Origin of the sequence: Promicromonospora sp. NPDC057488, from assembly GCF_042802395.1 — a bacterium.
GTDB lineage: Bacteria > Actinomycetota > Actinomycetes > Actinomycetales > Cellulomonadaceae > Promicromonospora.
In genome coordinates this window covers 17841-40198 of the sequence record NZ_JBHVEG010000005.1, presented here as the reverse complement: position 1 = coordinate 40198, position 22358 = coordinate 17841, and the positions used below count along the sequence as shown (strand labels likewise).

The 22358-nt window shown below is 73.3% G+C and carries 21 protein-coding genes and 1 pseudogene; 15 read left to right on the top strand and 7 right to left on the bottom strand.

Features of this window, described 5'->3' with window-relative positions:
• The first annotated feature begins 12 nt into the window (after nt 1–12).
• Complete coding sequence (locus ACFU5G_RS02015) at nt 13–192, top strand: hypothetical protein (protein ID WP_020015117.1); 180 nt, start codon at nt 13–15, stop codon at nt 190–192.
• Here the strand turns inward: ACFU5G_RS02015 and ACFU5G_RS02010 are convergent.
• Entirely contained in the window at nt 155–1789 is a 1635-nt protein-coding gene (locus tag ACFU5G_RS02010) for a cytochrome bc complex cytochrome b subunit (RefSeq protein WP_377240244.1), read from the bottom strand. The genes ACFU5G_RS02015 and ACFU5G_RS02010 overlap by 38 nt on opposite strands.
• The gene (locus ACFU5G_RS02005) at nt 1779–3314 is read right to left on the bottom strand and encodes an NAD(P)/FAD-dependent oxidoreductase (protein WP_377240242.1); all 1536 of its coding nucleotides are present in this window, start codon (nt 3312–3314) and stop codon (nt 1779–1781) included. The genes ACFU5G_RS02010 and ACFU5G_RS02005 overlap by 11 nt, the downstream gene beginning before the upstream one ends.
• A gap of 313 nt (nt 3315–3627) precedes the next feature.
• Here ACFU5G_RS02005 and ACFU5G_RS02000 point away from each other — a divergent pair, with 313 nt between their 5' ends.
• Together ACFU5G_RS02000 and ACFU5G_RS01995 are read left to right on the top strand one after the other, a co-directional pair.
• The gene (locus tag ACFU5G_RS02000; protein WP_377240313.1) at nt 3628–4656 is read left to right on the top strand and encodes an SDR family oxidoreductase; all 1029 of its coding nucleotides are present in this window, start codon (nt 3628–3630) and stop codon (nt 4654–4656) included.
• A gap of 55 nt (nt 4657–4711) precedes the next feature.
• Nucleotides 4712–5545: a helix-turn-helix transcriptional regulator gene (locus ACFU5G_RS01995; protein ID WP_377240239.1), complete on the top strand. Its 834-nt coding sequence runs from the start codon at nt 4712–4714 to the stop codon at nt 5543–5545.
• Between the two features lie 130 nt (nt 5546–5675).
• On the opposite strand, the gene ACFU5G_RS01990 is transcribed toward ACFU5G_RS01995, so the two are convergent.
• Together ACFU5G_RS01990 and ACFU5G_RS01985 are read right to left on the bottom strand one after the other, a co-directional pair.
• Nucleotides 5676–6392, bottom strand: a complete 717-nt coding sequence (locus ACFU5G_RS01990) for an alpha/beta fold hydrolase (protein WP_377240236.1) — start codon at nt 6390–6392, stop codon at nt 5676–5678.
• Nucleotides 6389–7546 (bottom strand): alpha/beta hydrolase, encoded by a 1158-nt coding sequence (locus ACFU5G_RS01985; protein WP_377240234.1) that lies wholly within the window; start codon nt 7544–7546, stop codon nt 6389–6391. Before ACFU5G_RS01985 ends, ACFU5G_RS01990 begins: the two co-directional genes overlap by 4 nt.
• A 493-nt stretch (nt 7547–8039) precedes the next feature.
• Here ACFU5G_RS01985 and ACFU5G_RS01980 point away from each other — a divergent pair, with 493 nt between their 5' ends.
• Nucleotides 8040–9002: a sigma-70 family RNA polymerase sigma factor gene (locus ACFU5G_RS01980; protein ID WP_377240232.1), complete on the top strand. Its 963-nt coding sequence runs from the start codon at nt 8040–8042 to the stop codon at nt 9000–9002.
• Nucleotides 9003–9236: 234 nt separating this feature from the next.
• Here ACFU5G_RS01980 and ACFU5G_RS01975 read toward each other — a convergent pair whose 3' ends face one another.
• Nucleotides 9237–10121, bottom strand: coding sequence for an NPP1 family protein (locus ACFU5G_RS01975; RefSeq protein WP_377240229.1), 885 nt, complete (start codon nt 10119–10121; stop codon nt 9237–9239).
• Between the two features lie 308 nt (nt 10122–10429).
• On the opposite strand from ACFU5G_RS01975, the gene ACFU5G_RS01970 reads away from it, so the two are divergent.
• From ACFU5G_RS01970 to ACFU5G_RS01945, 6 genes are all read left to right on the top strand, one after another.
• Nucleotides 10430–11413 (top strand): ABC transporter substrate-binding protein, encoded by a 984-nt coding sequence (locus ACFU5G_RS01970; RefSeq protein WP_377240227.1) that lies wholly within the window; start codon nt 10430–10432, stop codon nt 11411–11413.
• On the top strand, nt 11410–12222 hold the full coding sequence (locus ACFU5G_RS01965) for an ABC transporter permease (RefSeq protein ID WP_377240225.1): 813 nt from the start codon (nt 11410–11412) through the stop codon (nt 12220–12222). The genes ACFU5G_RS01970 and ACFU5G_RS01965 overlap by 4 nt, the downstream gene beginning before the upstream one ends.
• A 104-nt stretch (nt 12223–12326) precedes the next feature.
• Nucleotides 12327–13112, top strand: a complete 786-nt coding sequence (locus tag ACFU5G_RS01960) for an ABC transporter permease (RefSeq protein WP_377240223.1) — start codon at nt 12327–12329, stop codon at nt 13110–13112.
• A 1-nt stretch (nt 13113) separates the two neighbouring features.
• Entirely contained in the window at nt 13114–14046 is a 933-nt protein-coding gene (locus tag ACFU5G_RS01955; RefSeq protein WP_377240221.1) for an ABC transporter ATP-binding protein, read from the top strand.
• 67 nt (nt 14047–14113) lie between these two features.
• Nucleotides 14114–14872, top strand: coding sequence for an IclR family transcriptional regulator C-terminal domain-containing protein (locus ACFU5G_RS01950; protein ID WP_377240311.1), 759 nt, complete (start codon nt 14114–14116; stop codon nt 14870–14872).
• A gap of 127 nt (nt 14873–14999) precedes the next feature.
• Nucleotides 15000–16460: an FAD-dependent monooxygenase gene (locus ACFU5G_RS01945; protein WP_377240219.1), complete on the top strand. Its 1461-nt coding sequence runs from the start codon at nt 15000–15002 to the stop codon at nt 16458–16460.
• On the opposite strand, the gene ACFU5G_RS01940 is transcribed toward ACFU5G_RS01945, so the two are convergent.
• Nucleotides 16418–16609, bottom strand: a complete 192-nt coding sequence (locus tag ACFU5G_RS01940) for a hypothetical protein (RefSeq protein WP_377240217.1) — start codon at nt 16607–16609, stop codon at nt 16418–16420. The two genes, ACFU5G_RS01945 and ACFU5G_RS01940, sit on opposite strands and share 43 nt — an antisense overlap.
• Before the next feature lie 18 nt (nt 16610–16627).
• On the opposite strand from ACFU5G_RS01940, the gene pcaH reads away from it, so the two are divergent.
• From pcaH to ACFU5G_RS01920, 4 genes are all read left to right on the top strand, one after another.
• On the top strand, nt 16628–17632 hold the full coding sequence (gene pcaH / locus ACFU5G_RS01935) for a protocatechuate 3,4-dioxygenase subunit beta (protein WP_377240215.1): 1005 nt from the start codon (nt 16628–16630) through the stop codon (nt 17630–17632).
• Entirely contained in the window at nt 17625–18605 is a 981-nt protein-coding gene (locus tag ACFU5G_RS01930; protein ID WP_377240213.1) for a hypothetical protein, read from the top strand. Before pcaH ends, ACFU5G_RS01930 begins: the two co-directional genes overlap by 8 nt.
• Nucleotides 18598–20640 (top strand): lyase family protein, encoded by a 2043-nt coding sequence (locus ACFU5G_RS01925; protein ID WP_377240211.1) that lies wholly within the window; start codon nt 18598–18600, stop codon nt 20638–20640. The genes ACFU5G_RS01930 and ACFU5G_RS01925 overlap by 8 nt, the downstream gene beginning before the upstream one ends.
• Before the next feature lie 71 nt (nt 20641–20711).
• A complete protein-coding gene (locus ACFU5G_RS01920) occupies nt 20712–21554 on the top strand; it encodes an alpha/beta fold hydrolase (protein ID WP_377240209.1) in 843 nt (280 codons plus the stop codon).
• A gap of 272 nt (nt 21555–21826) precedes the next feature.
• On the opposite strand, the gene ACFU5G_RS01915 is transcribed toward ACFU5G_RS01920, so the two are convergent.
• Nucleotides 21827–22006, bottom strand: a complete 180-nt coding sequence (locus ACFU5G_RS01915; protein WP_377240324.1) for a hypothetical protein — start codon at nt 22004–22006, stop codon at nt 21827–21829.
• Here ACFU5G_RS01915 and pcaC point away from each other — a divergent pair.
• A pseudogene (pcaC, locus tag ACFU5G_RS01910) lies at nt 21965–22324 on the top strand (4-carboxymuconolactone decarboxylase); the annotation flags it as partial. The gene ACFU5G_RS01915 and the pseudogene pcaC overlap by 42 nt on opposite strands.
• Nucleotides 22325–22358 lie beyond the last annotated feature (34 nt).

Sequence of the window (22358 nt, the reverse complement as noted above, 5' to 3'; positions counted from 1 at the left end):
AGGAGGTGCGTCATGAGCGACTCACGTGCGGCGGCCGGCGGCGGCGCCATCTACGGGCTCGGCGTCATCGGGGCCTGGGTCTACTTCTGGCAGCAGGCCGACGGCTTCTGGGAGTTCATCTGGGCCATCGTCCAGGGCCTCTTCTGGCCCGCCTTCATGGTCTACGAGGCGTTCTCGGCGCTCGGCGGCTAGCAGCCCCGCCCGGCCCCACCAGCGCCCGGCCCTGCCGGGCCTCGTCGCGTGCCGTCGCGGCCGGGACCACGTGCCCCGTGCCGAACGCCCGGGACAGCGCCCCGCGCAGCCGTTCGGCGCCGTGCAGGCGGCCCGCGCCGTCCGTGCGGCCCGGGGCGGCCGCCACGGGGACGACCGCCAGCCGCGCCCGCTCGGCCGGGTCGGCCTGCTGGTGGATCTCGGCGTACCCGCCGTTGCTCATCCGCACGATCCGGCCCGTCTCGTGCCCGTGCAGCGCGATCTCGCGGTCCTTGCGCTGCAGCCCGACGCACACCCGCCGGGTGACCTCGAACGCCAGCGCCGGGCCGACCAGCAGCAGCACCTGCAGGAACGTGATCACCGACTCGAAGCTGACGTTGAACTCCGTCGAGACGATGTCGGCGCTCGCGGCGCCCCACAGGATGCCGTAGAAGAGCGCGCCCGCTACGCCGATCCCGGTGCGGACCGGGAAGTGGCGCGGCCGGTCCAGCACGTCGTGCCGACCACGGTCCTGCGTGACCCACGCCTCGACGTACGGGTAGACGACGAGCAGCCCGAACCAGACGCCCACCACCGCGAGCGGCACCAGCGTCGCGAAGGTCACCGTCCAGCCGCCCCACACGGTCTCCCAGCCGGCCGGCACGAGGCGCAGGGCGCCGTCGAGGAACCCCATGTACCAGTCGGGCTGGCTCCCCGCCCCGACCTCGCCGACCGACGCCGGCCCGTAGGACCAGACGGGGCTGATCGTGGACGTCGCGCCGAGCAGCACCAGCACGGAGCCGGTGATGCCCATCATGCCGAGGGCGCGGAAGGCTGCGTCGGGCCAGAGACGCAGGCCGAGCGTCGGGACGGGCTCGGGCCGGAACTGCTTGGCCTGCCCGTCCCGGAGGGCGAGGGCGGCACGGGCGACGAGGACGACGACGAGCAGCCCCGGGGCGATCGCCACGTGCAGCGGGTAGAGGTTCTCGATGATCTGGCCGGGGAACGGCCCGCCGAACATCACGCCGGCGATCCAGGTGCCGATGAACGGGATGCTCAGCACCACGCCCTCGACGATGCGCAGGCCCGTGCCCGACAGCATGTCGTCCGGCAGGGCGTACCCGCTCCAGCCGGCGGCGAGCACCAGCACGAACGCCGCCACCAGCAGCACCCAGCTCAGCTGCCGCGGCCGCCGGAACCCGCCGCTGAAGAACGTGATCAGCAGCTGCATGATGATCGACGCGGGCATGACCAGCGCCGCCCAGTGGTGCGTCTGGCGCAGCAGCAGGCCGCCGGTCTGCTCGAACGAGATGCGCATGGTCGAGGCGAACGCCTCGGTCACCGTGGCCCCCTGCAGGGGCCCGTAGGGCCCCGTGTAGGTGACCAGCTCGTTCGACGGCGTGTAGGTGAACGCCAGCAGGATGCCGGTCACGGCCAGGACGACGAAGCATGTGAAGGTCACGACGCCGAACAGGTTCGACCAGTGCAGCTGCACCCGCCGCCGGCCCAGCTCGTCGATCCGGGCACGGATCGCCTGGGTTCGGCGGCTCTGCTTGCCCCGGCGGCGCTGTGCGCCCTTGCGGGCAACGTCAACCTGCATCGCGCACCACGCTCAGCTCGGGCCGCGCGGGGGCAGCGTCGGCGGCGGGGGCTGCGTTGGCGGCGTCGGCGGCCGCGGTGACCGTCGGGGCCGCCGGGACGGCGGCCGCCGAGGCCGTGGCTGCCGGCGTCGTGGTCGCGGGAACCGGATCCGGAACCGGATCCGGAACCGGAGCCGGAGCCGGAGCCGACGCCGTCCGCTCCACTCCCGCGAACGGGTCGCCGCCGGCGAGGAACGCGGCGCGCGGCTTCTGCACCGTGGACAGCGGGATGATGTCGCGGCCGAAGAACACCGCCGACGCCCAGACCAGCAGGACGCGCACCTTGCGCTCCCAGGTCGGCACGGCCAGCACGTGGTAGCCGCGGTGCATGAGCCAGGCCGGGAAGCCCTTGATGACCAGCTTCTTGTACTGGAAGATGCCGCGCCCGATGCCGAGGGTGGCGACCGTGCCGAGGCTGTGGTGCAGGTACGGCTTGACCTTCTTGCCCCGCAGGTCCGCGACCAGGTTGGCCGCGAGCAGCTTGCCCTGGCGGACGGCGTGCTGTGCGTTCGGCACGGTCCGCGCGCCCGGCACGGGGGAGGCCAGGTCGGGGACGGCGGCGTTGTCACCGGCGGCCCACGCGTCGGGGACGGGCGCCTCGTCGGTGCCGACCCGCAGGTCCGCGCGTGCACGGATGAGGCCGCGCTCGTCGACCGGCAGGTCCGTGTTCTTCGCGACGACGGGGTTGCTGCCGTTGCCGGCGGCCCAGATCAGCAGGCCGTTGCCGTACGACTCCCCGGTGGAGAGCATGATCCGGCCCTCGGCAGCCGAGACGACCTGCGTGCCGAGGTGGATGCGCCCGCCCCGCTCCTGCAGGTGGCGCACCACCCAGCGGCCCGGCTCGTCGGTGACCTCCGGCAGGATGCGCTTGTTCGAGTCGACGAGGTGGAAGGCCAGGTCGTCGCGGCCCAGCTCCGGGTAGGACTTCAGCAGCGCCGTGGCCAGCGACAGCAGCTCGCCGAACACCTCGACGCCGGTGAATCCGCCACCCACGACGGTGACCGTCAGCAGCCGGCGGCGCTCGACCCCCGGTGGGAGCAGCGCGGCCCGGTCGAACGCGGTCAGCAGCGCGTCGCGGATCGCGACCGCCTCCTCCACGTGCTTGAGGCCGATCGCCTCCTGCTCGATGCCCGGGACCGGGAACGTCCGGGTCACGGCGCCGGCGGTGACGACGATCGTGTCGTAGCCGACCTCCCGCAGGGCGCCGTCGTTGGTGCGGACGGTCGCGGTGCGGTTCGCGTGGTCGATCTTCGTGGTGTGGCCGGCGATGATCGTGGTGCGGTGCAGGTGGCGGCGCAGCGACACCATGACGTGGCGCGCCTCGATCGAGCCGGCGGTGACCTCGGGCAGGAACGGCTGGTAGGTCATGTAGCCGTGCGGGTCGACGAGCGTCACCTCGGCCTCGCCCCTGCGGAGCTTCTTCTCCAGGCCCCACGCGGTGTAGAAGCCCGCGTAGCCGCCGCCGACGATCAGAATCTTCTCCATGACACCCTCCTGGTGGTCTTACCAGTTCGACAAAACAGCGCGGCCGGATGTGACGTGGTGGTGGTCACAGTGCAGGTCAGGTGCTGTGCGCGCTGGTCGGGGCGCTGGTCGGGGCGCTGGTCAGGCAGGGCGGCCGTAGGCACGGACAACTCGAACCTGGATCAGGTCCCGGGGCGCGCTCACGCTGATGTGGACCGGCCGCCCGGCCGGTGTGGGACCAGCCGTGAGGAAGACAGCCGTGAGCAAGGCAGTACTGAAGAAGACAGCCGAGAGCAAGACAGCACTGCAGAAGACGACCCGCACCAGCACCCCCGTGAAGCACCGCCCCCGCCGGTACACCGACGTCGTCGTGCCCGACCTGAGCGGTCGCCGCGCCCTGGTGACCGGCGCGAGCGACGGCATCGGCCTCGGGCTGGCCGAGCGGCTCGCACGGGCCGGGGCCGAGCTCGTGCTGCCCGTGCGCAACCCGGCCAAGGGCGAGGCGGCCGTCGCGCGCCTGCGGGCCGCGGTGCCGGACGCCGTCGTCGGCACCCGGCCGCTCGACCTCGCCTCCCTGGGGTCGGTCGCGGCGCTCGCGGACGACCTGCTGGCCGACGGGCGGCCGATCGACCTGCTGGTCGCCAACGCCGGCGTGATGACGCCGCCGACGCGGCACACGACCGTCGACGGGTTCGAGCTCCAGCTCGGCACCAACCACCTGGGGCACATGGCGCTCGTGGGGCGGCTGCTGCCGCTGCTGATCGCTGCCGACGGCCGGCCGGGTGCCCGCGTGACCACGATGTCGAGCGCCGCGGCCCGGTTCGGCGCGATCGACTGGGCCGACCTGAACAGCGAGCGCGCCTACTCGCCCGTGCGGGCCTACAACTTCTCCAAGCTCGCCCAGCTCATGTTCGCCCTCGAGCTGGACCGGCGCAGCCGGGCGCACGGCTGGGGCATCGTGAGCAACGCGGCCCACCCCGGCACCACCTACACCGGCCTGTACGCGGCCGGCCCTGCTCTGGGTACGGGTACGGGCGCGGGAACAGGCGCAGGCACAGGCACGGGAGCCGGAACCAGCACGGGCGAGCCCCCGCGGATGGACGCCGTCATGCGCCGGCTGCTCGGCCTGGGCGTCATGGTGCAGCCGGTCGAGATGGGGATCCTGCCCGCCCTGCAGGCGGTCACGGACGTCACGGCCGAGGGCGGGACGTTCTACGGGCCCGACGGCGTTGGCCACTTCACGGGCAGCTCCGCACCGCAGCGCGTCTACCGTGCGGCGACCGACGAGGCCGCCGCGAGCCGGCTGTGGGACGTCTCGGAGGGCCTGACCGGCGTCCGGTTCCCGGACGGCCCGGCCGCGTGACGGACGCGGGCGGCGCCCGCACGCGCACGACGAGCAGGATCAGCACGAGAGCGAGATGACGATGGACCGCCAGCAGCTGGCCGACTTCCTCAGGACCCGGCGCGAGGCGCTCCAGCCCGAGGACGTCGGGCTGCCGCGCGGCTCACGCCGGCGCACCAGCGGGCTGCGGCGCGAGGAGGTGGCGGCGCTGAGCGGCGTCTCCGCCGACTACTACAGCCGCATCGAGCAGCAGCGCGGGCCGGTGCCCTCGGAGCAGGTGCTCGGCGCCATCGCGCACGGCCTGCACCTGACGCTCCAGGAGCGCGACCGGCTCGTGGAGCTGGCGGGGCACGCGCTGCCCCGCCGGGTCCACCGCGGGGACCACATCAACGCCGGGATGATGCGCATCCTGGACGGGCTGGCGGACGCGCCCGCCCAGGTCGAGAACGTGCTGGGCGAGACTCTGCGGCAGACCCGCCTGGCGGCGGCGCTGCTCGGCGACGAGACGTCGTACACCGGGCCCGACCGTGTGCGCGCCTACCGGTGGTTCACCGACCCACGGGCCCGGGACCGGGTCCCCGAGGAGGACCACGACCACCACAGCCGTACGCTCGCGGCCCGCCTGGCGGCGCTGCACGCGCAGACCGGGCCCCGGTCCCCGGCGGGAGAGATCGCGGCGAACCTCCGCGACCGCAGCACGGAGTTCGCTGCGCTGTGGGACGAGCACCCCGTCGTCGGCCCGTACTGCGAGCCCAAGCGGCTGAACCACCCCGAGGTGGGCCTCGTGGAGGTGCACGGGCAGACCCTGCTGGACCCCGACCAGAACCAGGCCCTGACGGTCTTCACCGCGGTCCCGGGGACGGAGAGCTACGAACGGCTCCAGCTCCTGTCGGTGGTCGGCGCGCTCTGAGCAGCAGTTAGGGCCGCAGGCCGACGCCGGCCGGGATGCTGGAGGGCTCCCGGCCGGCGTCGTGCTGCGTCTTCCTGCGTCTTCCTGCGTCGTGCTGTGTTGTCCTGTGTTGTCCTGCGTGGGGTACCCGTCAGTCCGACGTCGCCCGCACCGCCGTGATGATGGTCTCGGCCACCGTGACCGGGTGCGACACGCTCAGCGCGTGCGAGGCTCCGGGCACCTCGGTCACCGCGCGGGCCCCGGCGCGCTCGGCCATGAACCGGATCAGCTCGGCCGGGATGTTGCGGTCGGCCTCGCCGTACACGACCCACGACGGCAGGGTGCGCCACGCCGGCACGGGCGCCGGCAGGCCGTCGGTCAGGGCCGCCTCGGTCACGGGCCGCTGGGTCGCGGCCATCAGGTCGGCGAGGTCGGCGTCGACGTCGGCGGCGAACTGCTCGCCGAACACCTCCGGGCGGATCGCGAGCTCGTTGCCGCCGGTCGAGACCGGGTAGGCCTTGAGCGCCGCGCCCAGGGTGCTGCCCGGGAACTTGCCGGACAGGTCGAACGCGTTCTCGCCGGTGTCCGGCGTGAACGCCGCGACGTAGACCAGGCCCACGACCTTCGGGTTCGCGGCGGCGGCCTCGGTGATGACCATGCCGCCGTAGGAGTGGCCGGCCAGGACGACCGGGCCGTCGATCGAGGCGACGACGTCGCGCACGTACTGCGCGTCACCCGCGACCGAACGCAGCGGGTTGCCGGCGGCGACCACCGGGATCATCTGCTGCTGCAGGTGCCCGACGACGGCGTTCCAGCTCGAGGACTCGGCGAACGCCCCGTGGACCAGGACGACGGTGGGTGTGGTCATGACTGCTCTCCCTTGCTCGGTACTGCTGTGTTGTTCGGTACTGCTGGCTTGTCGGAACCGGAGCCCAGCGCCTTGCGCAGCACGTGGACGGCCTGCTCCAGCGCCGCGGTGGTGGCCGCGGTGCCGCGCAGGGGGTTCAGCATCAGGAAGTCGTGGATCGTGCCGTTGTAACGGACCGTCGTGGTCGGCACGCCGGCGGCGATCAGGTGACGGGCGTACGCCTCGCCCTCGTCCCGCAGCACGTCGTTCTCGTCGACCACCACGAACGCCTCGGGCAGGCCAGCGAGGTCCTCGGCGGTGGCCCGCAGCGGGGACGCGGTGATCTCGCCGCGCCGCTCCAGGTCCGGCAGGTAGGCGTCCCAGAACCACGCCATGGCCTTGGCCGTCAGGTGCGGGCCGTCGGCGAACTCGCGGTAGCTTCCGGTGTCCTGCCCGGCGTCCGTGACCGGGTAGTACAGCGACTGGTGCACGAACCGCACGTCCCCGCGCTGCTTCGCCAGGATCGCCAGGGCGGCGGTCATGTTCCCGCCCACCGAGTCGCCGACGACGGCGAGCCGCGCCGCGTCGAGGCCCTCCGCCGCGCCCTCCCGGGCGATCCAGCGCGCGGTCGCGTACGCCTGCTCGATCGCCACGGGGTACTGCGCCTCCGGCGACCGGGTGTACTCGACGAACACCACGGCCGCGCCGACGCCCACGGCCAGCTCGCGCACGAGGCGGTCGTGCGTGCCCGCGTTGCCGAGGATCCAGCCGCCGCCGTGCACGTAGAGGATGGTCGGCAGCAGGGGCTCCGAACCGGCCGGGGAACCGTCCGGCGACCCGTTCGGCGACCCGTTCGGCGATCCGGAAGACGAACCGGCCGGCAGCAGGTCCGGCAGGAGTTCCGGCCGGCCTGCCGCGCTGTGCCTGCCGGCTTGGCTGCCCTCGCTGTTCGTGCCGTTCGTACCGAGGGGCTTGACGATGCGCACCCGCACGTCGCCAACGTCGGCCGGGACGGTGATCCACTTCTCGTCGACGTCGGGCTTGTCGACCGGTGCCGCCTGGACGTCGTCGAGGAGCTTGCGGGCTCCGTCGACACCCAGCTCGTAGAGCAGCGGGGGCTTGGCGGTCGCGTCGGCGAACGCCTGGGCCGCCGGCTCGAGCACGTGCTCGCTCATGTGTGTCTCCTTGCGTTGGTTGCGCGTGAGGTGATCGCGCGTGAGTTGGTTGCGCGTGAGTTCGGTCGTTCGTGGGTTCGTCTGCGCGTGGATGGTGTTGCCGGTGGATGTACCCGCGTCCGCTGCTCGATGGTGTCGATGCATCTCGATGGGTGTCGCATGCCGGATCACGGCTCGGCCATCGCAGGACAGGGGGACCGGACCGTGTTTTTATCGGCCTCACACGTACGACCGGTCGGGGGCGCCGGCTGTGACAGCCGTTCGTCCCCGAGGTAACGACATGACCGCTTCAGGTGCCCCAGATCCGGGTGGTTCCGAGCAGGGAGAGGCAGGGTCGGACGGCGCGAGCGCGGACGGCTCAGGCTCGGACAGATCAGTCTCGGCCGGATCAGGATCAGACGGATCAGGATCAGGCCCGGACAGATCAGGCCCGGCCGGCGCGGACCGTGGCCGATCGGACCCGGACGGTTTGGGGCTCGACGCGGCGGTGGCCGTGTTCACGGAGGTCCGCCCGCAGCTGTTCGGGATCGTGTACCGCATGCTCGGGTCGACGGCCGAGGTCGAGGACGTGCTGCAGGACGCCTGGATCCGCTGGCACACCACGGACCGGTCCGTCGTCCGGAACCCGCACGCGTTCCTGACCACGACGACGACCCGCCTGGCCATCAACGTGCTGCGCAGCGCCCACACCCGGCGCGAGACCTGTGCGGGCCCCGCGCTCCCCGAACCGGTCGACACGGGCCCCGACCCGGCGCTCGGCGCGGAGCACTCCGAGGCCCTCGGCGTCGCGGTGCTGGTGCTGCTCGAACGGCTCACGCCCACCGAGCGCGCCGCCTACGTGCTGCGCGAGGCGTTCGAGTACGCCTACGCCGACATCGCGGAGATCGTCCAGCTCTCGCAGGCCGCCGCGCGGCAGCTCGTGAGCCGGGCGCGCAGGCACCTCGCGTCCGGGCGGCGCAGCACGGTGCTCGCCGACAAGCGGCGGGCGCTCCTGGAGGCGTTCGTCGCGGCGGCCCGGTCCGGCGAGCTCGCGCGCCTGGAGCGACTGTTCGCCCAGGACGTCGTCGACCGGGCGGACGGCGCCGGCCGGCCGGGCGTCGTCGGCCGGGCCGACGGAGACAGCCGGGCCGACGTCGAACGGCCTGCTGCGCGTACCTCGGCTGTGAGTGCGTCAGACGTGCGTATCCCGACTGTGAGTGCGCCAAAGGTATGTACCCCGACCGTGGGTACCCCTGCTGTGAGTACGCCGAACGTGCGGACACCGGTGGTGCCCCCGCCTGTGGTGCGTGCCCCCGCCGTGCGTGCCCCCGCCGTGCGTGCCCCCGCCGTGCGTGCCCCCGCTGCGCGTGCCCCCGCCGTGCCGGCCCCCGTCGTCGGTCGGTGGGCGGTCGCGCGGCTCGCGCACGCCTGCGCCCTGCCGTTCTGGGCCGACGTCGCCGTCGGGGCGCTGGGGTGACGCGCGTGCCGGCGGTCGCTGGTTCCGCCGCCACGCGCCGAGTGACAGTCCACATCGCGGCGTGATTCATCCTTCGCTCCTGAGGTTCTGTTCAGACCGCGAACTTCTGCCCGCAGGAGCGAGCTTGAAACGTTGCAACATCGTGGCTTGAACAGAACTTCGGAGGTCGGCCGGCGGTAACAGCAGCGTGACCAACGCTGCGTCACATACCGGATGTCTAGCTGCGACAGAGCACTACGCCGCCGGGTCGAACGGGATGCCGGCGGGCTTCATCCGGTCCAGCCAGTAGGTGAAGTCGCCGTCGTCGATCTTGATGGTGGCCCCGCCGAAGTCGGCGGTCATCAGGCGGTCGCGCAGCGACGTGCTGGGCCAGCCGTCCCAGCCGACCAGGGGCGGGTAGCGCCAGGTGCCGTAGTGGTTCTCCGGCGGGTCGTCGTTGTCGTTGGCGAGCCGGAACAGGTGCGTGCTCGGCCCGTCCTTGTGATAGACGATCTTCGGGTGCGAGCCCTCGAACCGGACCTGTGAGCGGGGGTAGGTCGCCGAGCCGCTGTGCTCGGTGATCGACACGTGCTCCACCTGGTTGGCCGACTGGTTCACCCACACCACGACGTGCTCCCAGTCGTGCCGGTGGCTGCCCACCGCGACCGGGCCGTCCATGGTCTGGTCCTTCTCGAAGTAGCTCGCGTACATCACGGCGCACCAGCCGTTGTTGCACTTCTCGCGCGAGTAGGTCTGCGAGGCGTCCAGGTCCCACTGGTCGCGGCAGCTCCCGTTGACGGCGCCGCCGATGGCCAGCCCCGTCGCCAGCGTCCCGTCGGGTCCGATCGCGGACGTCGCGTAGCAGCCGTCGCCGTCGTAGTCGTAGGCAGGGGAGAAGGACTGCTCGGTCCCGCCGGCGTTCTGCGGGAGGTTGGGCGGCGGGTCGGCCTGCGCGACCACCGCCGGAGCGGCGAGCGTGAGCAGCGTCGCGAGGACGCCGACGGCGGCGGCCGCGACCCGCGGGACGGCGCGCGGTTTGGCTTGTGGCGCGGCTCTCGGTGCTGCTCTCGGTGCTGTTCTCGGTGCAACTCTCGGGTCGACTCTTGGGACGGGGGAGTTCGGGCGGTCCGTGCGGTCCATGGCGGGCCTCTCGTGAGTCCGTGCGGAGCGGGTGAAAAGCCGGGCAGACGGATGCTATTGCCGCAGGGTGGGCCGGGCAATGAGGGTGATCGCTTACCTCGTTGAAGACCCAGTTGCCTAGCCCGTTGCCTACCCCGTTGCCTGCCCCGTTGACCGCGCGCCGCCGGGGTCGCTATGTTCTTTGTGGGCACAATCGTTCGTATCGCGAACACTCTCGACGGCGAGAACTGAGGCAAGCGAGCACCCCCGAGCACGCTGTTCCACGAGCAACCTGTTCCACCGAGCACCCTGTTCAAAGGAGAACTCCAGTGCGACGTACCTTTCCGGCCGTACCCGCCGTGGCCGTGGCGGCAGCCGCGGCCCTGCTCCTGGCCGCGTGCGGCGGCCCGTCCGAGGCAGGCACCGGCTCCGGGGACGGCGGGGCCGACGGCGGGCTGACGCCCGTCAAGGTCGGCGTCATCCCGATCGTCGACGTCGCCCCGATCTACCTCGGCGTCCAGGAGGGGTTCTTCGAGGAGGAGGGCCTCGACGTCACGCTGGAGCTGGCCCAGGGCGGGGCCGCCGTCGTGCCCGCCGTGGTGGCCGGCGAGTACCAGTTCGGGTTCAGCAACGTCACGTCCCTCCTGGTCGCGTCGTCGCAGGGGCTGCCGCTCAAGGCGGTCGCGCCCGGTAACTCCACGACCGGCGTGGCCGGCGAGGACTTCAGCGCCGTCGTCGTCCCGGAGGACTCCGACGTCGAGGACGCCGCCGACCTGGCCGGCCGGACCGTCGCCGTCAACACCCTGAACAACATCGGCGACACCACGATCCGCAAGGTCGTGGCCGACGCCGGCGGCGACGCCGACGCCGTCGAGTTCGTCGAGATGGGCTTCCCCGACATGCCGGCCGCCGTCGCCGGGGGCCAGGTCGACGCCGCCTGGATCGTCGAGCCGCACCTGACCAGGGCGCTGCAGGACGCCCGCGTCGTCACGTCCAACTTCGCCGAGACGGACCCCGACCTGCTGATCGCCGCGTACTTCACGTCCGACCAGCAGATCGCCGCCGATCCGGACACGGTCGAGGCGTTCACGGCCGCCATGGAGCAGTCGCTGGCCTACGCCGAGGAGCACCCCGACGAGACCCGCGCCGTCCTGGACACCTACACCGAGATCGACCCGGCGGTGAAGGAGGCCATGGTGATGCCCCGGTTCGCACCCGGGCTGGAGGCGTCGTCGTTCCAGGTGCTCGCCGACCTCGGCCTGGAGCAGGGCATGTTCGACGAGGCCGTCGACACGAGCGCGCTCCTGCCGTGAGCGGGGTTGTCGGGGCTGGGGGTCGGCGGGGTGCCGGTCCTGCTCCTGCCTGGGCGCTCGGCGGCGCGGGGGTCGCGACGCTGCTCCTGGTCGTCGAGCTGGTGCCCCGGCTCGGGATCGTCGACGCGCGGTACCTGCCGCCGACGTCGCAGATCCTGGGCGCCCTCGCCGAACGCCTCGGCCGGGCCGAGCTCTGGACCGCGCTCGGGCAGACGCTGACCACGTGGTTCACGGGGCTGGCGATCGCGCTCGTGGCGGGGGTGGTGCTCGGCATCGTCATCGGGTCGGTGCCGTGGCTGCGCGCCGTGACGGCGTCGACCATCGAGTTCCTGCGGCCGGTGCCGTCGGTCGCGCTCATCCCCGTCGCGATCCTGCTGTACGGCACCGGCATGGCCTCGACGCTGCTGCTGGTGGTCTACGCGAGCTTCTGGCAGGTGCTGGTGCAGGTGCTGTCCGGCGTGCAGGACGTCGACCCGGTCGCCTCCGACACGGCGCGCTCCTACCGCTTCTCGCCGCTGACCCGCATCCGCACCCTCGTGTGGCCGACGACGCTCCCGTACGCGATGACGGGCCTCCGGCTCGCCGCGAGCGTCGCGCTGATCCTGACCGTGACCGGCGAGCTGCTGATCGGCACCCCCGGGATCGGGCGGCTGCTCGGGGTGGCGCAGTCCTCCGGCGCGGTCGCGTCGATGTACGCCTACGTGGTGGTCGCGGGCCTGCTGGGCGTGGCGGTCAACCTCGTGGCCCGTGCGCTGGAACGCCGGACGCTGTTCTGGCACCCCTCGGTGCGTGGGGAGGCGGCGGCATGAGCGGTACGAGTGATGTGCGCGGCAGCGTGCGTGGGGCTGGGGCTGGGGCTGGGGCTGGGGCTGGGGCTCGGTCTCGGCTCGGCGCTGGGGCCCGCATCGGCCGGGTGCTGCGGTCCGGCCTGCTCGTCGTCGGCCTGCCCGCCGTCCTGCTCGCGACCTGGTGGGTGCTGACCGACGGCAGCACGTCGTACTTCAACCCGCCCCTGCGCGAGATCGTCGGCACGTTCGGCGAGACCTGGTTCGGGTCGCCGTTCGCGGAGAGCCGGTTCGTGCAGGACGTCGTCCCCTCGGTCCTGCGCCTGCTCGCGGGATACGGGATCGCGCTGGTGGTCGGCGTCGTCCTGGGTGTGGCGATCGGGTCCTCGCGCGCCCTGCGCGCGTACGCCGAGCCGGTGCTGGAGTTCTTCCGGGCCATCCCGCCGCCGGTCATGGTGCCGATCCTGATGCTGTTCCTCGGCATCGGGACGTCGATGAAGATCGTGGTGATCGCGACCGGCTGCCTCTGGCCGATCCTGCTCAACACCGTCGAGGGCGTGCGCGGCCTGGACCCTGTGCTGCGCGACACCGCACGCGCCTACCGGCTGGGGCGCGCTGCGACGGTGCGGCACCTGGTGCTGCCCGGCGCGAGCCCGCAGATCGTGACCGGCGCCCGGCAGGCGCTGTCGATCGGGATCATCCTGATGGTGATCAGCGAGATGTTCGCGGCCAAGGACGGCCTGGGCTTCTCGATCGTGCAGTTCCAGCGCAGCTTCGCCATCCCGGAGATGTGGAGCGGGGTCATCCTGCTCGGCGTCGTCGGCGTGCTGCTGTCCCTCGTCTTCCGGGCCGTGACGAACGCGGTCCTGAGCTGGTACCTCGGGTACCGGCAGTCCCAGCACGGAGGTGCCTGAGATGACCAGCCCAGCCAGTTCGGTTCCAGCCGGCTTCGCAGACGACCGCCCGAGCGGTGCGCGCCTCGACGTCCGCGGCCTGCGCAAGGTCTATCCGGGCAGCGGCCGGGCCGGAAGCGGACTGACCGGCGGCAGGTCCGGGAACAGCGGAGCCGGTGCGCCCGTCGAGGCGATCGCCGACCTCACGTTCGAGGTGCGCCCGGGTGAGCTGGTCTGCGTCGTCGGCCCCTCGGGTGCCGGCAAGACCACGCTGCTGCGCTGCATGGCGGGCCTCCTGCCGGCGACGTCGGGCGAGGTGGTGCTGGGGGAGTCCGCGATCACCGGCCCGCCCGAGGGCATGGCCGTGGTGCTGCAGGAGTACGGGCGGTCGCTCTTCCCCTGGATGACGGTCGCCCAGAACGTCGAGCTGCCGCTGAAGGAGAAGGGCGTCACGAGACGCCGTCGGGCCGATCTGGTGCGGGAGACCCTGGCGGCGGTCGGCCTGGGCGACGTCGCGGGCGCGTACCCGTGGCAGCTGTCCGGCGGGATGCAGCAGCGCGTCGCGATCGCGCGGGCCGTCGCCTACGAGCCTCGGGTCCTGCTCATGGACGAGCCGTTCGCCGCCGTCGACGCGCAGACCCGGTTCGACCTGGAGGACCTGGTCCGCGCGCTGTGGAAGCGGCTGCGCATCACCGTCGTCTTCGTGACCCACGACATCGACGAGGCGATCTACCTGGGCGAGCGCGTCCTGGTCCTGTCGGCCCGGCCCACGGTCGTGCTGGAGGACGTCGAGGTCGCCCTCGGCCCGGACCGCGACCAGCTCGAGACCCGCGGCACCGCCGAGTTCGCCCGCCTGCGCACGCACGTGTACGAGCTGGTGCAGCAGGCGAAGCAGGGGATCCGCAGCCTCGCGGAGGCTCGGCTCACGCATGCGGTGGGTGGGACTGATGGGTGACGGAGGAGTCTCTGACGGGGGCGTGCCTGACGGAGGGGACGCCGGCTCGGCCCGCTCGTCCGAGTTCGTGCAGTCGCTCGAACGGGGCCTGGCGGTGATCCGGGCGTTCGACGGCGACCGGCGGTCCCTCACGCTGAGCGACGTCGCCCGCGAGACCGGGCTGAGCCGGGCGTCGGCGCGGCGGTTCCTGCACACCCTGGTCGAGCTCGGGTACGTCGCGACCGACGGCCGCGAGTTCACGCTGCGGCCGGCGCTGCTCGAGCTCGGGTACGCGTACCTGTCGAGCCTGACGCTGCCGGACCTCGCCACCCCGCACCTCGAGAAGCTGTCGGAACAGGTCAGCGAGTCGTCGTCCGTGGCGGTGCTCGACGGCGCGGACATCGTCTACGTCGCCCGCGTCGCGACTCGCCGCATCATGAGCGCGACGATCCGGGTCGGCACGCGGTTCCCGGCGTACGCGACGTCGATGGGCCGGGCGATCCTCGCCTACGCCGAGCCCGCGGAGCTGGAGGCCTACCTCGCGCGGACCGCGCCGTCGGACCGGCTCGTGCCGCTGACCGCGCGCACGGTGACCGACCCCCGGGAGCTGCGGGACGCCCTCGCGCGGGTGCGCGAGCAGGGCTGGGCGCTGGTCGACCAGGAGCTGGAGGACGGGCTGCGCTCCGTCGCGGCGCCGCTGCGCGACGGGACCGGCCGCGTCGTCGCCGCGGTCAACGTCTCGGCGCCGGTGCGGCGCGGCGAGATCGGCGAGATAGTGCGGCACCTGCTGCCCCCGCTGCTCAAGGCGGCCGCCGCGATCGAGGCGGACCTGGCGCGGATGCGGTGAGGCGGCGGGGACTGCTGAAAGTCGGCTGTTGGACGAGGCGGCTGTTGGACGAGGGAACTGTTGAACGAGGCGACTGAACGAACTCAGGGAGGAACTCTTGCCTGTACCACCAGGGGCCGACCCACCAGTGGCTGATGCGCCAACGCCGGCCACCCTGGCGCCGCGCCGCGCGCACGCGCCCGAACGGACCCTGGTCGGGATCGTCGGCGGCGGTCCGGCGGGCCTGCTGCTCTCGCACCTGCTGCACCGGTCCGGCGTCGACCACGTGGTGCTGGAGGCGCGCTCGCGCGAGGAGATCGAGCACACGCACCGCGCCGGAATCCTCGAGGCCGGTGCCGTGCAGGCCCTGGTCGACGCCGGCCTGGACCGCGTGCTGCGCGACGGCTCCCGGCACGACGGCATCGTGCTGCGCTTCGACGGCGCCGACCACCGCATCGACCTGACCGGCCTCACCGGGCGCAGCGTGTGGCTCTACCCGCAGACCGACGTCTTCATCGACCTCGCGAACCAGCGCGCGGCCGACGGCGCCTACAGCTCCGGGGGCGGGGACGGAGGGGGTGCCGACGGTGCGGGTGTCGGGGGAGCGGGTGTCGGGGGAGCCGGCGGCGTCGGCGACCAGGTCCGCTGGGGCGCCACCGTCACCCACGTGCTCGACGGCGGCAGTGTCGTTGGCGGTAGCGGTAGCGGTAGCGGCAGCAGCAGCAGCAGCAGCGGCGGCGTCGGCAGCGTCGGCGGCAGTGTCGTCGCCAGTGCCGTCGCCAGTGCCGGCGGAGGCGACCGCCCCGGCGTGCTCTGGACCGACCGGCAGGGCGGCACCCACGAGTTGCGCTGCGACGTCCTGGTCGGGGCGGACGGCTCGCACTCGACCCTGCGGCACACCCTGCCCGAGTCCCAGCGGCGCACGTTCGTCCACGAGTACCCGTACGCGTGGTTCGGCGTGATCGTCGAGACGCCGCGCAGCGCGCCCGAGCTCGTGTACACGGCGTCCGAGCACGGGTTCGCGCTGATCAGCCAGCGCACCGAGACCCACCAGCGCCTCTACTTCCAGTGCGACCCCGACGAGGACCCGAACCGATGGAGCGACGACCAGATCTGGGCCGAGCTGCAACGCCGCGTCGCCGGGCCCGACGGCTTCCGGCTCGTCGAGGGTCCCGTCGAGGAGCGGTCCGTGCTGCGCTTCCGCTCGTCCGTCGTCGAGCCTGTCCGGCACGGCCGCATGCTGCTCGCCGGCGACGCCGCCCACACCGTGCCTCCCACGGGGGCCAAGGGCCTGAACCTGGCGCTCGCGGACGTCGTCGTGCTGCACGACGTGCTGCTGACCTGGCTCGCCGGCGACGGCCGGACGGGGCGCCGCAACGACACGGTGCTCGACGAGTACGGCCGCCGCGTCGCCGAGCGCGTCTGGCGGGCGCAGCACTTCTCCGCGTGGATGAGCGGCATGCTGCACTCCCACCCCGGCGAGACCGACTTCGCGGCCCGACGGCGCCTGGCCGAGCTCCGCATGCTCGTCGCCTCGGAGTCGGGGCGGAAGTTCCTCGCGGAGGGCTACACCGGCTGGGGCCCGGTGCTGGGGGAGGCGACGCCGTGACCGGGGCCGCGCGCGACGAACCCGCTGGCGCGCCAGACGACGCACCGAGGCACCGACGACCCCTGCACGGAGACGACCTCGACCACCTCGACCACCTCGACCACCTCGACGACCCCGACGACCCCGACTACCTCGACGATCCTGAGCAACTCGACACGGAGACGACGATGACCGACGCTGCCGCACCACCGAGCGCTGCCGATCGGCCGGAATCTGCCGATCGGCCGGAACCCGCCGAACCGCAGGGCCCTGCCGAACCCCGGGGCTCTGCTCTCCTGCCGGGCTCTGCTCTCCTGCCGGGCTCTGCTCTTCCGCCAGGCTCTGCTCTTCCGCCAGGCTCTGCTCTTCCGCCAGGCTCTGCTCTCCTGCCGACCACGGCACCCGACGCTGCCGCCGACACCCAGGCGCAGCTCAGCGCCGAGATCGAGGCCGCGCACCGCGCCTACGCCGACGGCCTGGCGCACGGAGCACCCCGGGAGCACGGTCCGCGGCGCGACTGGCCGCCGTACCGCAGCTCGATCCTGCGGCACCCGACCAAGGACCTGCACCACGCCGACCCCGAGACGATCGAGCTGTTCGCGCCGGTCTTCGGCGAGCGTGACATCGGCGCCCTGGAGTCCGACCTCACGGTGCAGCACGGCGGCGAGCCGATCGGCGAGCGCATCGTCGTCCGCGGCCGCGTGGTCGACGGCGAGGGCCGGCCGGTGCGCCGCCAGCTCGTCGAGGTCTGGCAGGCCAACGCTGCGGGCCGTTACGTCCACAAGCGCGACCAGCACCCGGCGCCGGTCGACCCGAACTTCACCGGCGTCGGCCGCATGCTGACCGACGACGACGGCTGGTACCAGTTCCAGACCATCAAGCCCGGCCCGTACCCCTGGAAGAACCACTTCAACGCCTGGCGCCCGGCGCACATCCACTTCTCCCTGTTCGGGACCGAGTTCACCCAGCGGATCGTCACCCAGATGTACTTCCCGGGCGACCCGCTGTTCGCCCTCGACCCGATCTACCAGTCCATCCAGGACCCGCGGGCGCGCGAGCTGCTGGTCGCGACCTACGACCACGACGTGTCGCAGCACGAGTGGGCGACGGGGTACCGGTGGGACATCGTCCTGTCGGGATCGCACCGCACCTGGACCGAGCCGGCGGACGACCGAGGAGTAGTCGATGAGTGACCCCACCCGCGAGCCCATCCCACCGACCCCCGCCCAGACCGTCGGCCCCTTCTTCGGCTACGCGCTGCCCTACGCGCGCGGCAACGAGCTGGTCGAACCGGGCACGTCCGGCGCGGTGCGCCTGCACGGCACCGTGTACGACGGCGCGGGCGCGCCCGTCCCCGACGCGCTCATCGAGATCTGGCACGCGGACCCGGCGGGCGCCGTCGTCGCCCGGAGCGGCTCCCTCCTGCGCGACGGGACCTTCACCGGCTGGGGCCGGGCCGAGACCGACCGCGAGGGCGGCTACTGGTTCCGCACCCTCGAGCCGGGCATGACCGAGCCGGGCCGGGCCCCGTTCTTCGCGGTCACGGTCTTCGCCCGAGGTCTCCAGGACAGGCTGTTCACCCGCGCCTACCTGCCGGAGGACGAGGGTGCCGGGCGGGGCAAGGGTGCCAGGCGGGGCGAGGGTGCTGGGCGGGGCGAGGGTGCCAGGCGGGACGAGACTGCTGGGCGGGACGAGGACACCGGGCGCGACGACGACGCTGGGCCGGAGAGCGCCGGAGCCGGGCCGGACGACGGCGGCACCGCGTCGGGCACCCGACTGCTGGACGCTGAGCCGCTCCTCGCCTCGCTCGAACCCGAACGGCGCGCCACCCTGGTCACATCGCGCGAAACTGACGGATCGCTGCGGTTCGACATCCGCCTCCAGGGCGGACCCCAGGGGGAGGAGGAGACCGTGTTCCTCACGTACGACCCGCCCCGTGCCATCCTTGCTGGTGCTGGTGCTGGTGCTGGTGCTGGTGCTGGTGCTGGTGCTGGTGCTGGTGCGCCCGGTCCGACCAGGACCGCTCCGAACGAGGCCGCCGGCACCGCGGACGACCTGAACCAGCACGTCGCCGCGACCGGCGAAGGCCCGAACCTGCCTGCCGTGAAGGAGCCCGGGTCGTACCCGATCGGGCTCGTCCCGCCTCAGGACGGCATCGATGCCTGACGTCGGCCTCCTGACGCCCGGCGCCGACCTCGCGCCGGGGTCCCCGGCCGCCGTGACCGACGACGTCGCCCTGCTGCGCGCGATGCTCCGCGTCGAGGCGGCGTGGGTGCACGTCCTCGTCCGGAACGGTGTAGCGGCGGACATCCAACGAGCAGCGTCGAGCATCGGCGTCGCCCGCATCGGCGTCGCCCGCGTTGGACAAGCGGCCGCGGGCTCTGCGACTGCGGGCTCCGCTGCTGTGGACCCCGCCGTCTCAGGCTCCACGGGCATGGACGCGGGCATGGACGCGGGCGTGGGCACGGGCATGGACGCGGGCGTGGGCACGGGCATGGACGCGGGCGTGGGCGCGGGCGCGGGCAGGGGCGCGGGCGCGGGCGCGGGCATCGAAGACGCGGGCAGCACAGGCGCTGGCTCTGCAGACGCTGGCTCTGCAGGCACTCGCTCCACAGGCGTTGGCTCCGCAGGCGTTGGCTCTGCAGAAGCGCACCCCACGGCCGAGGACCAGGTGATCGACGGATCCGGCGCCGTCGACCCGACCGAGGCGTATCCAGAGGACATCGTCGAGATCCCCGACGCGCACGCCCACGACACCGCCGACATCTCCGCCGTGGTCGACGCCGCCGTCGAACGCCTGGCCGGATCTGACGACGAGGCGCTCGCGCTCGCGACGCGACTCGCCCGGGAGAGCGGAGCCGGCGGCAATCCGGTGATCCCGCTGGTCGGTGCACTGCGTGCGGCGGTGGGCCCGCGCATCGCGCCCGTCGTGCACGCGGGGCTCACGTCCCAGGACGTGCTCGACACGGCCCTCGTCCTCATGCTGCGCGACGCCGCCCACGCCGTCGTGGAGGATCTCGACCAAGCCGCCGTGGCGGCGGCCCGCCTGGCCGCCGCGCACCGCGGACGGCCCGCGCTCGCCCGCACCCTCGCACAGGCCGCCGTGCCGACCACGCTGGGCGCACGGTTCGCCGGTTGGCTGCAGGGCATCCTGGCCGCGCGGGGCTTCCTGTCCTCTGTCGCCGACGCATTGCCCCTGGCCTACGGCGGCGCGGCAGGCGAGCTGTCAGGCGTGGCGGCGCTCGCGCGTGGGACCAGCGAGATCCCGACGGCGGAGCCGCCGGTCGCCGGGACCGCACACCCGACGGTCCCCGGGACCGAGTACCCGACGGTCGGCGGGACCGCGCACCCGACGGTCGCCGGGACCGCGCACCCGACGGTCGCCGGGACCGAGTACCCGACGGTCGGCGACAGGGCGCATCCGTCGGTCGGCGGCAAGGCAGACTCGCCAGTCGGCGGCGTTGCGGCGGGCCCGGCCGCCGGCAGCGGCACGGAGCGTGCGGCCGGCAGCGGTACCGAGCGCGTGGCCGGCAGTGCCGGGGCCGGGACCTCGCGCCCGGAGCTCGCGCTGATCGAGGAGTGGGGCGCGGAGCTCGGTCTGCCGGTCGGCCCCGGACCGTGGCATGCCACGCGAACCCCCGTCGTCCGCCTCGGGTCGGCGCTCGCGGAGACGTGCGCCGCGCTGGGCAAGGTCGCGAACGACGTGCTGCAGGCGGTCCGCCCCGGTGTCGGCGAGCTGCGGGAGCCGAGCGGACCGGGCCGCGGGACGTCGTCGGCTATGGCGCACAAGCGCAATCCCGTGCTGTCCGTGCTGGTGCGGCGCTCCGCGATCGCGGCGCCACATCTCGCGGCGCAGGTGCTCGCGGCCGCGGGCCTCGCCGTGGACGAGCGGTCCGACGGCGCCTGGCACGCCGAGTGGCCCGCGCTGCAGCAGCTGGCGCGGCACGCGGTCGCGTCGGCCCACGTGGCGACCGAGCTGCTGGACGGTCTCGAGGTCGATGCCGACGCCGTCGCCCGCAACCTCCGCGAAGGACTGCCCGCCGCGGGTCCGGCGCCCGACGTCGACCCGGCCGCCGCCGTCGTCGACCGGGTGCTGGACCAGTTCGCCGCCCAGACCGGACCTGCCCAGACCCGGCCCGCCCAGACCCGGCCTGCCCAGACTGGACCTACCCAGACCCGACCTGCCGCAGGACGAGAATGACCTCGGGGCGAGAAGGATCGGTCGTCGTAGAACACGGCGTGATGGATCAGTCGGACGACTTCGGAGGGCAGATGACCGCACGACCCAGGCTGGGTGCCGTCGAGTTCGTCCTGCGCGACGCCTCGCGCCCGTTGCTGGTGCTGGGACCGTCGCTGGGCACCTCGGTGTCCGCACTGTGGGCGGAGGCCGCCGCACTGATCGCCGGCGACGGGTCTGAGGGATCTGACGACGTCGACGTGATCGGCTGGGACCTGCCGGGCCACGGGGCTTCGCCGTCGCCCACCGCCGACGAGCTGGAGGAGCTGACCGTCGGTGACCTCGCCGACGCCGTCCTCGGCGTGGTGGAGCGCGCGCAGGAACGACGTGGCGACGTCGGGGCGCCGTTCTGGTACGCGGGCGTCTCAGTGGGCGGGGCCGTGGGGCAGCGACTGCTGCTCGACGCCCCCGACCGGGTGTCGGGCGCGGCGCTGATCTGCACCGCGACCTGGTTCGGCGAGGCGGCGGGCTGGCACGAGCGCGCCGACCTGGTGCAGCGGGCGGGCACCCCGACCCAGGTCGAGGCGGCGGCGCGCCGCTGGTTCGGGCCGGGCTTCCTCGACCGTGAACCGAGGGTGGGTCTCCGCCTGCTCGGCAGCCTGCAGACCGCCGACCGGTTCGGCTATGCGGCGGTCTGCCGTGCGGTCTCGGGCCACGACCTGCGCGGCCGGCTCGGCGCGGTCGACGCTCCGGTCGTCGCGGTCGCGGGCAGCGACGACCCGGCGACGCCGCCCGAGAGGCTCGAGGAGATCGCCGACGCCGTCCCGGGCGCCCGGCTCGTAGTGCTGGACGGCGCGGCGCACCTCGCGCCGGCGGAGCGGCCGCAGGCGGTGGCCCAACTGGTTCGCGACCTCGTCGCGGGAAGGGTGACAGCGTGACCAGGAGCAGCGGGACACCCGACGAGACGGGTGCGGCTAGGGGCGCTGGTTCGGGTTCGGGTCCGGGTTCGAGTCCAGGTTCGAGTCCGGGTTCGGCCTCGGGCTCAGGCGGGGGCGCAAGTTCGGGCTCGGGCTCGGGCTCGGGCTCGGGCTCGGGCTCGGGTTCGGGCGCGGGCGCGGTCTCAGGCGCGGGCACGGGCACGGGCGCACGGTTGGGCTCACGTTCGGGCTCGGGCTCGGGCTCGGGCTCAGGCGCAGGCGCCGGGTCGGGCTCACGTTCGGGCGGGGCGGACGGCGACGCGCACGGGGCGGCATCCGGCGGCGCGAGTCGGCCCCGCCGTCGTGCGGAACTTGACCCGCTCGCCGGATTCAATCTCCGCCCCGAACGGGTCGACGACGACCGCCGTCACGACGGTTTCGCCGTCCGACGCCAGGTTCTCGGGGACGCGCACGTGGACCGCGCCATGGCGGGCACGACGGCGTTCACCGCCGACTTCCAGGACCTCATCACGCGATATGCCTGGGGCGAGATCTGGACCCGGCCCGGCCTGGACCGGCGCAGCCGCTCCATGATCACGCTCACCGCACTGGTGGCCGGCGGCCACTGGGACGAGCTCGCGATGCACGTCCGTGCCGCCGTCCGCAACGGGCTGACCGCCGACGAGATCAAGGAGGTGCTCCTCCAGACCGCGATCTACTGCTCGGTGCCCAGCGCGAACCGCGCGTTCAAGATCGCGCAGGACGCGCTGACCGAGGAAGACCCGGCCTGACGGGTGCTCCGTCATCGCTCGGCTTGAGTCGCTC